Source organism: Pseudomonas sp. VE 267-6A, from assembly GCF_024126555.1.
In the GTDB taxonomy this organism is placed as follows: domain Bacteria; phylum Pseudomonadota; class Gammaproteobacteria; order Pseudomonadales; family Pseudomonadaceae; genus Aquipseudomonas; species Aquipseudomonas palmensis.
Genome location: NZ_JAMYBY010000004.1, coordinates 314,916 through 329,351, shown reverse-complemented (window position 1 = coordinate 329,351; position 14,436 = coordinate 314,916). Strand labels below are relative to the sequence as shown.

The window sequence follows — 14,436 nt, the reverse complement described above, 5'->3', positions numbered from 1 at the left end:
GGAGTGTCTGAACAAGACCTTCTGGCAACAGAATTTCTTGACGACCATAGAGCATTGGAACCACCTGATCCCATCCCGAACTCAGCAGTGAAACGATGCATCGCCGATGGTAGTGTGGGGTTTCCCCATGTGAGAGTAGGTCATCGTCAAGATTCAATTCCAGAACCCCTGTCTGCGCTGCAGACAGGGGTTTTGTCTTTTCAGGGGCTAGGGTAGCGGGTTGTTCCTGCCACCCTCTACACCGGCCAGGCCGGCCCCTGCACACAATGGGCTGCAGGAGCCGACCTTCAGTCTATGCACTGCGCCGAGCCCGGCCACTGCGCCGCGCCAGCAACTTGCACCACCAGATATACACCCCTGTCACCGACAGCACCGCAATCACTACCCCCAGCACCGCGATCATCACCTGGCCTGTAGTGCCGAGGATCCTGCCGCCATGTATGGGTAGTTGCAGCCGGTAGAAGCGTTCCCCGAGGGTGCCCTGGCCAGCGATCTCCTGCCCCAGCAGGCGCCCGTCGGTGCCATGGAAGAACAACCACGACTTGCCCTGGGCATCGGTGTCGTGCTGTCCGAAACCGGCGCCATAGAAGTTGTATTCGAAGCTGTAGTACAACTCGCCGATCGGCGCCGTCAGCCCCAGCCGCTGGCCCTCCTGCTGCGCCAGCTGATGGGCTTGATGCCATGTCAGCTGGGTCTGCCCCAGTTCTTCTCTGGGCAGCCTGCCACGGGCCTCATAGACGCTTGGTTCCACCGGCGAGAACAGCGACACCGCCGGCTTGAACACCTGGCTGGGCAGGTTCATCGCCACACTGCTGACGGCCACCGGCAACAGCAGCAGCCACAGCCACAAGCCCCCAGCCCTGTGGATATCCATGTTCAGTCGATACGCATGCCCGCCCTTGATCTTCCAGGCCGTGCTCCATTTGCGCCAGAACGGACGACCACGGGGCAGGGTCAGCAGCAGGGCGATGAAGCAGTCGAGCACCCACAGGATCGCCACCACGCCCATCAGCCACAGCCCCCAGTTGCCCGGCAGGGTCAGGTTGTAGTGCAGCTCGAGGACGAACGGCATGAAGTTCTCCCGCGAGAAACAGCACTCGCCCCAGTAGCGCTGACCCAGCGTCTGGCCGCTGACCGGGTCGAGGTAGAACACCGTGTTTTTCTGGGCATACGGCTTGTCGGTGGCCGGGTCGTTGCGCGGCACCATCGCCAGCAACGCCGAATGGCCGGGCTCGTCGGGGTATTCCATGTACCACACCTGCAGGTGCGGGTGTTCGGCCTGCACCTTGTCCACCAGGTTGCCGGGGTCCTGGCGGGGGCCTTGTGCCGGGGCTTCATAGAACGAAGGGTTCAGCCATTCGTCGATCTCGTGGTTGAACGCCAGCACGCTCCCGGTGAGCCCTGCCAGGGCAAGGAACAGCGCGGTGGCCAGGCCGATATAGCGGTGCAGCAATACGTAGAGGTGGCGCATATAAAAGGATTCCAGATCAGGTCGCCAGATGCGACAAAGCCAGCGCCTGGAATCAGGCACTGGCTTTGCGGCTCACGGGGGTGTGGTCAGAACTGATAGCTGACCGTGGCGCTGACATTGCGCTCTTCACCCATGTAGCAGTAGTTCAGGCTCGCGCACGAGGCGATGTAGCTCTCGTTGGTGAGGTTGTTGGCATTGAGCCGCACATCCACGCCCTTGAGCCCGACCTTGCCCAGGTCGTAGCCCACCGACGCATCAAACAGGGTGTACGACGGTACCTTCATGGTGTTTTCCGCATCCACCCAGCTGTAGCCCACGTAACGCACGCCACCGCCTACGCGCACACCGTCCAGCACCCCCTGGCGGAAGTTGTAGTCCGCCCACAGCGAGGCCATGTGCTTTGGCGCCTGGGTTGGCGAGTTGCCCTTGTTGTCGAGTGTGCTGCCAGCCAGGGTGCTCGGCATCGTCTTGCTGTACTCGATGTCGGTGAAGGTGTAGCTGCCCAGCACCTTGAGGTTCTCGCTCAACTGCATGTGCGCTTCCAGCTCCAGACCCTGGGAGCGTACCTGCCCGACCGGGTAGTAGAAGTCGTCCTGCGGCTGTTTGGTGGCCAGGTTCTCCTGCTCGATGCGGAACACCGAGGCGGTGAACAGGTTGTCGGTGCCCGGCGGCTGGTACTTGATACCGGCCTCCCACTGGGTGCCTTCGGTCGGTGCCAGCGGGTTGCCGGCGGCATCGGCGTAGGAGTTGGGGTTGAACGACTCCGAATAGCTCAGGTAAAGCGCAATACCGTTGTCGAACAGGTACAGCACGCCCGCGCGGCCGGTGAGCTTGGTGCGGTCATCGCTGATCTTGGTGCCCAGTGGGCGGGTAGGCTCGGCGATACGATTCTCATCGGAGGTCTTCACCCAGTCCTGCCGCAGCCCCAGCGAGAAGCGCCACTTGTCCAGCTCGATCAGGTCCTGGGCGTAGATGCCGGTCTGCTGCAGGCGCCGGGTGTAGCTGGTCGGTGCGTAATAGGTGATCTGCGAATTGCCGTACTGCGGGTTGAACGCATCGATCGACGCCAGGCCGCCGCTGCTCCAGTCCACCACGGTCTTGCGTCGCTGGTAGTCCAGGCCCACCAGCGTGGTGTGCTTGGCCGCGCCGGTGAAGTACTCGGCCTGCAGCATGTTGTCGATGATGTAGGAGTGCAGTTTCTCGTCGGCACCGGTGTAGTAGCGGTTCAGCTTGTTGCTGGTGGGCGACTCGTAGCCCCAGGCGTACACCTGGTCCATCTTCACCGTCGAGTCCAGGTAGCGGAAGTTCTGGCGTGCGGTGAACACGTCGTTGAAGCGATGCTCGAACTGGTAGCCGAACGACTGCTGATTGCGCTCGTAGCTGTCGATGCCCGGCTCGCCCTCGAAGAAGTGCTCCGAGATACGCTGGCCGTTGCGTTTGTGCAGCGCGCCATCGGCGGGCACGCCGGCGTGGTAGCCGCCTTCCGGATCGTTCTGCAGGTAGGCCTGCAAGGTCAGCGAGGTGTCCTCGGTGAAGTCGATGCTCAGGGTCGGCGCCAGCGCATAGCGCTTTTCTTCGTTGTGATCGAACTGGGTGTCGGACTGATGCGTCAGGCCGGTCAGGCGATAGGCGATACGCTTGTCGTCGTCCAGCGGGCCGCTGAAGTCGAAGCCCACCCCACGCTGGCCCTGGGTGCCGACGGTAGCCTGCACCTGGCGGAAGGTCTCGTACAGTGGCTTTTTGGTGGTCAGTGCCACCAGGCCACCTGGCGAACTGCGGCCATACAGCACCGACGACGGACCTTTGAGAATATCCACGCGCTCGAGGAAGTACGGGTCGATCTGCATGGTGCTGAAGGTGCCGCTGTCACCCATCGACTTCAGGCCGTCGATGTAGATGTTGTCCACCGAGCCATCGTTGAAGCCGCGCATGGCCACATAGTCATAGCGGTGGGTCGCGCCATACGGGTTGGTCAGCACGCCCGGGGTGTAGCGCATGGTCTGCGAGACCGTCTGCGCGCCCTGGTCGTCCATCTGCTGGCGGGTTACCACAGACACCGACTGCGAGGTCTCCAGCAGCGCGGTACTGGTCTTGGTCGCGATCTGGCTGTGGGTGGCGTTGTAGCCCTCCATGCTGCCCAGCGCGTTGCCCAGGGCAAAGCCACGCACGTCGGTGGTAGGCAATGCCAGTGCGGTGTCCTGCGGGGCCGCATGCAGCACATAACTGGTGCCATCCTGGCTCACCGCCTCCAGCCCCGTGCCATTGAGCAACTGGCGCAGCGCCTGGTCGGTGGCGTAGCTGCCCTGCAGGCCGGGCGATTGCGCGCCCTGGGTCATCTGCGGGGTGCTCGACAGCGTGATGCCGGCCTGGCGTGCGAACTGGTTCAGCACCTCGTCCAGCGAGCCGGCGGGGATGTTGTACTGCTGGCTGGCGCTGCCCGCAGGTTCGGCCATCGCTACCATCGGCACGCTGGCCAGGCCCAGCGCGGTACCGAACAGTGCGGCGCGCACCGCCTTGCCCAGGCGTGAATCTAAGAGAGGTTGAAACTCATTACTGTCAGTGAGCCGCGGCTGGGCCAGGGTATCGCGCATGAAGAGCATCCGTAGGGTCGGTAAGGGCAGAAGGGAGTCGCTTACTGTCCTAGCCGGACGTGCCGATAAAACCCGCCAAAAAAATCAGCGCATCACGCCTGGCGTTCCAGGCGTACCCACCAGCGCGTGCGATAGCTGACATGCACCGGCAGGGTCTGCGGCAGCAGGTGCAGCAGCTTGTCGGTGTCTTCCAGGCGGAACACCCCGGACAGGCGCAGGTTGGCGATATCGTCGGAGCAGCTCAGGTAGCCGTGGCGGTAGCGCGCCACCTCGTCGATGAAGTCCCCCAGGCGCATGTTGCGCGTGACGATCAGGCCATCGGCCCAGGCACCGGGGTCCATGTTCTGCTGCGCCACGGGTGTGGCGCCCTGGGCATTCACCAGAAAGGCTTCGCCAGCAGCCACCCATTGCAGCCCGGCGGGGCCGGGGTGATGGATCGCCACCTTGCCCTGGCTGACCGTGACGCGGGTGCAGTCGCGCTCCTGGCGCACCACGAAGCGCCCATCGAAGCCTTCGAGCAGCGCATCGCGGCTCTGCACCAGCAACGGCCGCCCAGCCGGTCCGAGCGGGTGTTCGGCGCAGGTCAGCATCAACTCCCCGTGCTTGAGGCGCACCAGGCGCTGGCGGCTGTCAAAGGCCAGGTCTGCCGCGGTATGGGTATTGAGATTGAGCAGGCTGCCATCGGGCAGGCGGACGCTGCGCCGCTCGCCGGTGGCCGTGGCGAAATCCGAGGTCCACGGGTCGAGCAGGCCAACGTCCTTGCTGACCCAGGCCGCTGAGCCAAGCATCACCACGCCGCCCAGCAGCTTCAGGGCCTGGCGCCGGTGCAGCCGCTGCTGGCTGTTCTCCAGGGTCTGCAGGGCGACGACACCGGCGCCCGGCACCGCACGCAGGTTCATTTCCTGCTGCAGGCTGTGCACCCGTTGCCAGGCCAGTTCGTGCTCGTGGCTGGCGCTGCGCCACTGCTCGCACTGGGCCTGCAACTGCGGGCTGGCGCCGTTCTCGCGCACCCGCAGCATCCAGTGAATGGCCTGCTTGACCACGCGTGGGCTAGGGTTCATAGCGCAGCAGGTAGCAGTGATAGAGGGCGTCGGCCACATACCGCTCCACCGAGCGCAGCGAGATACCCATCTGCTCGGCGATCTGCTTGTGGCTCAACCCTTCGCACTGGGCCAGCAGGAACGCGGTGCGCACCTTGGGCCTGAGGCCGTCGAGCAGGCACGCAATGCGTTCCAGTAGCTCCAGCAGCAGCTCGCGGGTTTCCGCTGATGGCACCTCGGCCTCGGGCAGCTGCGCCAGGGCTTCGAGGTAGGCACGCTGCAGCTCTTCGCGGCGCCAGTGATCGATCACCAGCCCCCGTGCGATGGTACGCAGGAATGCGCGTGGTGCATTCAGCTCCAGTTGTTCGCGCCGCTGCAGCAGGCGCACGAAGGTGTCCTGGGCCAGGTCCGCGGCATCGGCCGCATTGCCCAGGCGGCAGCGCAGCCAGGTGTTCAGCCAGCTGTGGTGTTGCTGATAGAGCCTGTGCACAGAGTCGTGGGAGGACATGAAGGCGCGCTGCAACCAAGGTCATAAATGATAATTAGTCTCATTGTTATGGGGCCTTGCGCAATTTGCAACCACTGACCGACCCGGCGGCGCGTTCAGCCCTGCGGCTGGCTGGCCAGGTACTGCCTGATGGCCTGCATGCCCTTGTCCAGGTGCTGGGTCAGAAGCTGTACAGCTTCGTCCACCTGGCCGGCCTGGGCTGCGTCCACCAGCGCGATGTGATCGTCCTGGGTCAGCTTGCCCAGCCCCATCGACGACAGATGAAACCGCAGGAAGCGCGCCTCTTCGCTCAACTCGTTGTCGATCAGGCGCAGCAACTTCTGATTGGGCGCCTTGCGGTACAGGGCCATGTGCAACAGGCGGTTGAGCTGGCCCATTTCGGCGTGCCGGGTCTCGTTCTGCAGTTGCTCGATGTAGCCCCGGGCCAGGGCGATGTCCTCGGCGTCCAGCAGCGGGATCGACTGGCGCAGCGCCTCGCTCTCCAGGATCACCCGTAGCCCGTAGGAGTCCATCGCATCTTCGCTGATCAGCGGGGCCACCACCGCGCCCTTGTGCGCAACCACCTGCAGCAGCGACTGCGCCTCCAGCTGACGCAGGGCCTCGCGCACCGGCATGCGGCTGACCCCGAACAGCGTCGCCAGCTCCTGTTGGCGCAACGCCATGCCGGGTGCCAGGCGTCCGTCGAGGATGGCGCTGCGCAGGCGCTCTTCGATCACGCTGCGCGCCAGGTGAGCAGGCACCTGCTCGTCACCCAGAATGCTCAGGAGTTTGATTTTTTCGGCCACGCTGACTGCCCTGCTAGCAAAGATTGGATCCAATGACCCTAGTGATGACGGTTGCGCCTGTCAAATTCAGGCCGGCGCGGGCCTGCGGGCGTTCGCGGCGGCTATCCTGAATGAAGTCGCAGCGCTTTGGAAGCTTGCCGCCGTGCGCCATTGTCTTTTGCCCGCCCAGCCTGCACCATCGCGATTCCACGATCTGCATGGACCGCCGGCCTTGGCGATACGTTGGGCTTTGCCTCTGACCCCGCGCCGGGCTGGCCTGGCGCTGTTGCTCGGCTGCGTATTGCTGGGCAACCTGCGCGCGGACTGGGACTTTTCCCAGATCAGCCGCAAGGCCCAGGCCCTGTACGGCCCCCTTGGTGCCGGCCAGCAGCGTATCGATGCCTGGCAGCAGTTGCTTGCCACCCAGCGCCAGGGCAGCGAAGCCGAGCGCCTGCAGGTGGTCAACCAGTTCTTCAATCGCCAGTTGCGCTACGTCGAAGACCCCGAACTGTGGCAGCAGGCCGACTACTGGTCCACCCCGATCCAGTCACTGATCAAGGGCGCCGGCGACTGCGAAGACTACGCCATCGCCAAGTATTTCAGCCTGCGCCGCCTGGGTATCCCCAGCGAGAAACTGCGCATTACCTACGTCAAGGCGCTGCGCCAGAATCGCGCGCACATGGTCCTGACCTACTATTCCACTCCAGAGGCGATGCCGCTGGTGCTCGACAGCCTGATCGACACCATCGAGCCGGCCAGCCAGCGCACCGACCTGCTGCCGGTGTATGCCTTCAATGGCGAGGGCCTGTGGCTGACCGGGGCGGGTGGCAATCGCAAGGTCGGCGACAGCAAGCGCCTGTCGCGCTGGCAGGATCTGTTGAAGAAGATGCAGGCCGAGGGGTTTCCCACCGAGCCGGCTTACTGAGGATTGCGGATGTCACTGTTCAAGCAATTGTTGCTCGCCATCTGCCTGTTTCTGGTGGTCGCCTTCAGCGGCAGCTTCATGGTCGGCCTGGAAAGCTCGCGCAGCCAGTACGTCAATCAGCTGCGCGCGCATGCGCAGGACGCCGCCACCGCGCTGGCGCTGTCGCTCACGCCGAACATCGACGACCCGGCAATGGTCGAGCTGATGGTCAGCTCCATCTTCGACAGCGGCTACTACGCCAGCATCCGCGTGATCGACCTGGGCCCCAATGCCCTGCTGGTGGAGCGTCACGCCGAGCCGGACAGCAGCGGTGTGCCGGCCTGGTTCATCCGCCTGATCAACCTGGAGCCGGCCGGCGGCGATGCCATCGTCAGCCGCGGCTGGCAGCAGGCGGCGCGGGTCGAGGTGGTCAGCCACCCGATGTTCGCCCTGGCCAAGCTGTGGCGCAGCGCGCTCGGCAGCCTGGCCTGGCTGCTGGCCTGCGGGGTGGTCAGTGCACTGCTGGGGGCGCTGCTGCTGCGCCGTCAGCTGCGACCGCTGGACTACCTGGTGGCGCAGTCCCAGGCCATTGCGCGTCGCGAGTTCCTCAGTGCGCCGCGCCTGCCGCGCACCCCGGAGCTGCGCCGGGTGGTGCAGGCCATGAACCAGATGGTCGAGAAACTCAAGGCGCTGTTTCTCGAGGAGGCCCAGCGCAGTGAAGCCCTGCGCGCCGAGGCCTGGCAGGACAGCCTGACCGGCCTGGGCAACCGGCGCTTCTTCGAGATGCAGCTGTCTGCCCGGCTCAGCGCCCAGGACGAAAGCCCTGGCTACCTGATGCTGGTGCACGTGCAGGACCTGGCCGGGCTCAACCTGCGCCTGGGCGGCCAGCGCACCGATGCCCTGCTGCAGGCTCTTGCGCAGCAGGTGCAGCGGGTGTGCGCGCACTATCCCAAAACCCTCGACCTGATCGCCCGTAGCCGTGGCGGCGAGTTCGCCGTGCTGGCACCGGGGCTGGTGCATGACGAGGCCGTGCACCTGGCCCAGGAACTGGAGCAGACCCTGCACAGCCTGTACGACACCGGTGCTTCCGACCGTAACCCGGTGGCCTGGATCGGCCTGGCCCCCTACAGCCCGGGCGACGCCCCGCAGGCCCTGCTCGAGCGCTGCGACGAAGCCCTGGCCCAGGCGCAGAGCCAGCAGCTGCCGACATGGGTCTGCCTGCCCGCGCACGCCCCGGCGCTGCTGGACCACGACTGGCATGCCCTGCTGCAACACGCCCTCGACCAGCGCCGCTTCGAGCTGTTCTTCCAGCCGGTGGTGGCGACGCACGAGCTGGGCCGCGTATTGCAGTACAAGGTGCTGTCGCGCCTGCCCGACGGGCATGGGCAAACCCTCCCCGCCGGGCGCTTCCTGCCCTGGCTCGAGCGTTTCGGCTGGTCGATCCGGCATGACCTGCTGATGCTCGAACAGGTGCTGGCCCACCTGCAGCGCCATGACCAGGCGCTGGCGCTGAACCTGTCGGCGGCCACCCTGGCCGACCCCCAGGCGTTGCAGGCGGTGTACGGGCTGCTGGGGCGTCATGCGGCGCTGGGCCCGCGCCTGACCCTGGAGATCGGCGAAGAGCAGTTGCCCGACCAGGCCGCGCTCGAGCAGCTGGCACGGCAACTGGGCGCGCTGGGCTTCAAGCTGAGCCTGCAGCACTTTGGCGGGCGCTTCAGCATGATCGGCAACCTGGCGCACCTGGGCCTGGCGTACCTCAAGGTCGACGGCAGCTTCATCCGCGCCATCGATCAGGAGCCGCACAAGCGCCTGTTCATCGAGGCGATCCAGCGCGCAGCGCACAGCATCGACCTGCCATTGATTGCCGAGCGGGTGGAAACCGAAGGCGAACTGGAGGTGCTGCGCGACATGGGGATTTTCGGGGTGCAGGGGCGCTTGATCGGCGAGCCCCGGCCCTGGGCGCCGTAGTGGCTTCTTCGCCGGCCAGGCCGGCGAAGCTGCTAGATCAACGGCCGCTCCTCATCGATCAGCTTGTTCAACCCCCCCATGGTCTGGCGCGCGCTCGAACGGCTGAGCAGCTTGGCCTGTGCGCTCGCCGGCAGGTCGGTGATGCTGATCACGCCCTTGCTGGTCAGTACCTCGATCAAGTCCTCCAGCACCCGGATCATGTCCAGGTCGCTCTGCTGCAGTTTCTTGGCAAACCAGGCCTGAGCCTCCGGCGAATCGTTGGGCAGCGCTTCGTTCTCCTCGGCAAAGGGCGTCGACTCCAACCGCACGATCTGCCCACGGGTGTCGCGTTGCACATAGAACATGGCTTTTCCCCCTGATGACATCTGCTTGATGGCCTCAGCAGCATAGGCCACGCGAGGCGGACAACCCTCTCTATGCTTATTCTCTAAAGGTATTTAAATTATTTTTCTTATGCATTTATATTTATTTCCACGCGCAGTTACCGACCCGACACGTGGGAGTGAAAAGATATGTCAGCGGCCCCTGGCGCCTTGTCGTACACCGACAGCGCCCAACCCCAAGCCTTCGAGATTCGTCCGTTTGCCGGTGCCGTGGGCGCCGAGATCATCGGCCTGGACCTGAGCCGTCCGGTCAACGCTGGCGATTTTGCGCGCATCCACCGCGCGCACCTGGACCACCATGTGGTGGTGTTCCGCGACCAGCGCATCACCCCCCAGCAGCAGATCGACTTCAGCCGCCGTTTCGGCGTGTTGCAGATCCACGTGCTCAAGCAGTTCCTGCTCGGCGGCCACCCCGAGATCCTGATCGTCTCCAACATCATCGAGAACGGCCAGAACATCGGCCTGGGCGATGCCGGCAAGTTCTGGCACTCGGACCTCTCCTACAAGGAACTGCCCAGCCTGGGGTCGATGCTGCATGCCCAGGAGCTGCCCAGCGAGGGCGGCGATACCCTGTTCGCCGACATGCACAAGGCCTGGGACCAGTTGCCCGCCCACCTGCGCGCCGCCGTCGAAGGCCGCAGCGCCGCGCACTCCTACACCGCGCGCTACAGCGAAACCAAATTCGAAGGCAACTGGCGCCCCACGCTCACCGCCGAGCAACTGGCCCAGGTGCAGGAAGTGATCCACCCGGTGGTGCGTACCCACCCGGAAAACCGGCGCAAGGCGCTGTTCGTCAGCGAGGGCTTCACCACCCGCATCGTCGGCCTGCCCGAGGACGAAAGCCGCCAGATCCTGGCCGAGCTGTACGCCCACAGCGTGCTCGAACACAACATCTACCGCCACCAGTGGCAACCCCACGACCTGGTGTTCTGGGACAACCGCTCGCTGATCCACCTGGCCGCCGGCTGCCCCGCGCACCTGCGTCGCAAGCTGTACCGCACCACCATCCAGGGCGACGCCCCGTTCTGACCCGTCTTCAGGAGTACCGCATGCGCAACTCAATCAGCCGCCTGGCGGCCAGCATCGGCCTGGGCGTCAGCCTGCTCGCCGGCAGCCTCGTCGCCCCCGCCACGGCCCAGGCCGAAGGTGAAATCCGCATCGCCGAACAGTTCGGCATCGTCTACCTGCTGCTCAACGTGGTGCGCGACCAGCACCTGATCGAGAAGCACGGCAAGGCCCAGGGCATCGACATCAAGGTCGACTGGACCCAGCTCTCGGGCGGCGCCGCGATCAACGACGCGCTGCTGTCCGGCTCGGTGGACATCGCCGGTGCCGGCGTCGGCCCGTTGCTGACCATCTGGGATCGCACCTACGGCCGCCAGAACGTCAAGGCCGTGGCCTCGCTGGGCAACTTCCCGTACTACCTGGTCAGCAGCAACCCCAACGTCAAGACCATCGCCGACTTCACCGAAAAGGACCGCATCGCCCTGCCGGCGGTTGGCGTCTCGGTGCAGTCGCGCTTCCTGCAGTACGCCGCCGCCCAGCAGTGGGGCGACAAGGACTACGCGCGCCTGGACAAGTACACCCTGGCGGTCCCGCACCCCGACGCCACCGCCGCGCTGCTGGCCGGCGGCACCGAGCTCAATGCGCACTTCTCCAACCCGCCGTTCCAGGACCAGGCGCTGGTCAACAAGAGCGTGCACGTGGTGCTCGACACCTACGACCTGCTCGGTCCCAACTCGCCCACCGTGCTGTTCGCCACCGAAAAATTCCGCAACGACAACCCCAAAACCTACCAGGCCTTCGTCGACGCCCTGGCCGAGGCGGCCGACTTCGCCCAGCACGACAAGGGCGCGGCGGCCGATACCTACATTCGCGTGACCAAGGCCAAGATCGACCGCGAGGCGCTGCTCAAGATCATTGACAACCCGCAATACGAATTCAGCGTCACGCCGAAGAACACCTACAAGCTGGCCGACTTCATGTACCGCATCGGCGCGATCAAGCACAAACCCGAATCGTGGAAGGACTACTTCTTCCAGGACGCCAAGCCACTGCAGGGGAGCTGAGCGCATGACCGCCCGCTTGCCAGGCCACACGGCCAGCAACCTGAGCCCCGTGAGCGCACCGGCGCTGCTGCAGGTGGACAACCTCAGCCTCGAATACCGCACCGCCCAGCGCGTGGTGCGGGCCACCCACCAGGTCAGCTTCGAAGTGGACAAGGCCGACCGTTTCGTCCTGCTCGGCCCCTCAGGTTGCGGCAAGTCGACCTTGCTCAAGGCCGTTGCCGGCTTCATCGAGCCCCGTGAGGGCGCGATCCGCCTGCAGGGCCAGCCGGTGCACGGGCCGGGCCCGGACCGCATCGTGGTGTTCCAGGAGTTCGACCAGCTGCCGCCGTGGAAAACCGTCAGGCAGAACGTGATGTTCCCGCTGCTGGCCTCCGGCACGCTCAAGCGCGCCGAGGCCGAACAGCGCGCCCTGCACTACCTGGACAAGGTCGGCCTGGCGGCATTTGCCGATGCATACCCGCACACCCTCTCCGGCGGCATGAAGGCGCGCGTGGCCATCGCCCGGGCGCTGGCCATGCAGCCCAAGATCCTGCTCATGGACGAACCCTTTGCCGCCCTCGACGCGTTGACCCGGCGCAAGATGCAGGAAGAACTGCTGCTGTTGTGGGAGGAGGTGCGCTTCACCCTGCTGTTCGTCACCCACTCCATCGAGGAGGCGCTGGTGGTGGGCAACCGCATCCTGCTGCTGTCGCCGCACCCGGGGCGCGTGCGCGCCGAGATCCACAGCCACCAGTACGACCTGCACAGCCTGGGCGCTGCTGACTTCCAGGCCAGCGCGCGGCGCATCCATCGTCTGCTGTTCGACGATGATGCCGCCGCCGAGCAGGACGCCGCCCTGGATTTCACCGACATCCGCATCGCCTACTGACCGGGAGCCCCACCGATGACCACCTCTGCACCGGCTCCGCGTCAGGAGTACGAAGTCACCCTTGAACCCCTGCTCAGCGTACCGCTGGAACGCGAGCTGCCCCTGGGCCAGCGCCTGTGGCAACAGGGCTGGCTGCGCAAGAGCCTGATCCTGATCCTGCTGGCGCTGGCCTGGGAAGCCGTGGCGCGCTATCAGGGCAACGACCTGTTGCTGCCCAGCTTCCTGCAAACCGCCGCGGCGCTGTACGACGGCCTGCTCAGCGGCGAACTGCCGGCCAAGGTGGGGGTGTCGCTGGTGGTGCTGCTCAAGGGCTACCTGCTGGGCATCGTGCTGGCCTTCGGGCTCACCAGCCTGGCCGTGTCGACCCAGATCGGCCGCGACCTGCTCAGCAGCCTGACCTCGATGTTCAACCCGCTGCCGGCCATTGCCCTGCTGCCGCTGGCGCTGCTGTGGTTCGGCCTGGGCGACAACAGCCTGATCTTCGTGCTGGTGCACTCGGTGCTGTGGGCGCTGGCGCTCAACACCTATGCCGGCTTCATGGGTGTGTCCGAAACCTTGCGCATGGCCGGGCGCAACTACGGGCTGCGCGGCTTGCGTCTGGTGGTGCACATCCTGATTCCGGCGGCGCTGCCGTCGATCCTGTCGGGGCTCAAGATCGGCTGGGCGTTCGCCTGGCGCACCCTGATTGCCGCCGAACTGGTGTTCGGTGCCACCAGCGGCAAGGGCGGGCTGGGCTGGTACATCTTCCAGAACCGCAACGAGCTGTACACCGACAAGGTGTTCGCCGGCCTGGCCGTGGTGATCCTCATCGGCCTGCTGGTCGAGAGCCTGGTGTTCAATACCCTCGAGCGCGTCACAGTACGGCGCTGGGGCATGCAGCGCTGAGCGCATCGGGGCGACAAAAGTGCGTGTCCTTGTCTAGGCTTGCCTCACAGGGTGGCATGGGCCACCCACCGGTCAGTCAGGGATGAACCGTTGTCTGCTGCCAGCACCATCTACCCACTGCTCGCGCGGCTGTTGCCCAGGGCGATCGCCCCCGATCCGGGCGGGCAGACCCAGCGCCACACGGCCGGCATCGGCATGCCGGCCCAGCGTGCGGTGCTCGGCAGGGGCTTCTGCCTGGTCAACCGCCTGGACGAAGCCGTCGACCTGCAGGCGGTGTATGCCGACCTGCGCCAGCAGGCGCTGGATGGCAGCGTGGTGGCGCTCAACGACCTCGGCTGGGTATGGCTCAACGGCAAGTACTGGCGTGCCGAACCGGCCCTGGCCGGGCGCCTGCTGCGCATGGCGGCGCTGCAGGGCAGTGCGGTGGCCTGGTACAACCTGGGCCAGCAGCACTATTTCGGCAAGGGCGTGACCATCGCCTACGCCAGCGCCGCCGAGTGCTACCGGCAGGCCTTCGAGCGCGGCCTGGACGAAGCCGCCGCGGCGCTGGGCGACCTCTACGAAGAAGAGATCTGCGATACCCACCTGCAAACCTGGCAGGTCGATCCGCAGCGCGCCTACGACTGGTTCATGCAGGGCGCCCAGCGCGGCGATGGGCGCTGCCGGTTCGAGATCGGCTACCGCCTCCTGCATGGCCAGCAGGTGCGGGCCGATGCCAGGCTCGCCGTGTACTGGCTGGAGCTGGCGGCCGCAGCGGGGGTGATGCCGGCGGCCGAGGAACTGGCCATGCATTTCAGCGTGGCCGGCAACCCCATGCGCTACCTGTTCTGGCGCGACCGGGCGATCAGCCTGGGCAGCCCGCGGGCGCTGACCCTGAAACACGAAGACCAGTACCGGCGCTGACCTCGGCCGACGGATGCCGCATTGCCGCTATTGACGCCCGGGGCGTTGATCGAAGAACATTGATAGTTAGCAAACTATGAAT

General features: G+C 65.6%; 13 protein-coding genes and 1 rRNA gene. 8 read left to right on the top strand and 6 right to left on the bottom strand.

Annotated features, from left to right (window positions below; translation table 11 throughout):
* Window positions 1-36 precede the first annotated feature (36 nt).
* Window positions 37-152 (top strand): 5S ribosomal RNA (gene rrf / locus NJH59_RS06585).
* A 140-nt stretch (window positions 153-292) separates the two neighbouring features.
* On the opposite strand, the gene NJH59_RS06580 is transcribed toward rrf, so the two are convergent.
* The 5 genes from NJH59_RS06580 to NJH59_RS06560 form a co-directional block, all read right to left on the bottom strand.
* Complete coding sequence (locus NJH59_RS06580; RefSeq protein ID WP_253086551.1) at window positions 293-1,471, bottom strand: PepSY domain-containing protein; 1,179 nt, start codon at window positions 1,469-1,471, stop codon at window positions 293-295.
* A gap of 86 nt (window positions 1,472-1,557) precedes the next feature.
* Window positions 1,558-4,062, bottom strand: a complete 2,505-nt coding sequence (locus NJH59_RS06575) for a TonB-dependent siderophore receptor (protein ID WP_253086550.1) — start codon at window positions 4,060-4,062, stop codon at window positions 1,558-1,560.
* 92 nt (window positions 4,063-4,154) lie between these two features.
* Window positions 4,155-5,123 carry a FecR domain-containing protein gene (locus NJH59_RS06570; RefSeq protein WP_043861333.1) on the bottom strand — a complete coding sequence of 323 codons (969 nt, stop codon included), beginning with the start codon at window positions 5,121-5,123 and terminating at the stop codon, window positions 4,155-4,157.
* On the bottom strand, window positions 5,113-5,610 hold the full coding sequence (locus tag NJH59_RS06565; RefSeq protein WP_054915945.1) for a sigma-70 family RNA polymerase sigma factor: 498 nt from the start codon (window positions 5,608-5,610) through the stop codon (window positions 5,113-5,115). The genes NJH59_RS06570 and NJH59_RS06565 overlap by 11 nt, the downstream gene beginning before the upstream one ends.
* Before the next feature lie 95 nt (window positions 5,611-5,705).
* Complete coding sequence (locus tag NJH59_RS06560) at window positions 5,706-6,395, bottom strand: GntR family transcriptional regulator (RefSeq protein WP_043861332.1); 690 nt, start codon at window positions 6,393-6,395, stop codon at window positions 5,706-5,708.
* Between the two features lie 211 nt (window positions 6,396-6,606).
* Here NJH59_RS06560 and lapG point away from each other — a divergent pair, with 211 nt between their 5' ends.
* A complete protein-coding gene (gene lapG / locus NJH59_RS06555) occupies window positions 6,607-7,299 on the top strand; it encodes a cysteine protease LapG (RefSeq protein WP_043861331.1) in 693 nt (230 codons plus the stop codon).
* Window positions 7,300-7,308: 9 nt separating this feature from the next.
* Complete coding sequence (gene lapD / locus NJH59_RS06550) at window positions 7,309-9,246, top strand: cyclic di-GMP receptor LapD (protein ID WP_253086549.1); 1,938 nt, start codon at window positions 7,309-7,311, stop codon at window positions 9,244-9,246.
* A gap of 32 nt (window positions 9,247-9,278) precedes the next feature.
* Here the strand turns inward: lapD and NJH59_RS06545 are convergent, their stop codons facing one another.
* Complete coding sequence (locus NJH59_RS06545) at window positions 9,279-9,590, bottom strand: hypothetical protein (RefSeq protein WP_043861329.1); 312 nt, start codon at window positions 9,588-9,590, stop codon at window positions 9,279-9,281.
* Between the two features lie 168 nt (window positions 9,591-9,758).
* Between NJH59_RS06545 and NJH59_RS06540 the strand changes: the two genes are divergently transcribed.
* From NJH59_RS06540 to NJH59_RS06520, 5 genes are all read left to right on the top strand, one after another.
* Entirely contained in the window at window positions 9,759-10,658 is a 900-nt protein-coding gene (locus NJH59_RS06540) for a TauD/TfdA family dioxygenase (protein ID WP_253086548.1), read from the top strand.
* A 20-nt stretch (window positions 10,659-10,678) separates the two neighbouring features.
* Entirely contained in the window at window positions 10,679-11,698 is a 1,020-nt protein-coding gene (locus NJH59_RS06535) for an ABC transporter substrate-binding protein (RefSeq protein WP_253086547.1), read from the top strand.
* Window positions 11,699-11,702: 4 nt separating this feature from the next.
* The gene (locus NJH59_RS06530; protein ID WP_043861326.1) at window positions 11,703-12,566 is read left to right on the top strand and encodes an ABC transporter ATP-binding protein; all 864 of its coding nucleotides are present in this window, start codon (window positions 11,703-11,705) and stop codon (window positions 12,564-12,566) included.
* A gap of 15 nt (window positions 12,567-12,581) precedes the next feature.
* Entirely contained in the window at window positions 12,582-13,451 is an 870-nt protein-coding gene (locus tag NJH59_RS06525; protein ID WP_054915880.1) for an ABC transporter permease, read from the top strand.
* A 90-nt stretch (window positions 13,452-13,541) separates the two neighbouring features.
* On the top strand, window positions 13,542-14,354 hold the full coding sequence (locus tag NJH59_RS06520) for a tetratricopeptide repeat protein (protein WP_043861324.1): 813 nt from the start codon (window positions 13,542-13,544) through the stop codon (window positions 14,352-14,354).
* Window positions 14,355-14,436: the final 82 nt, after the last annotated feature.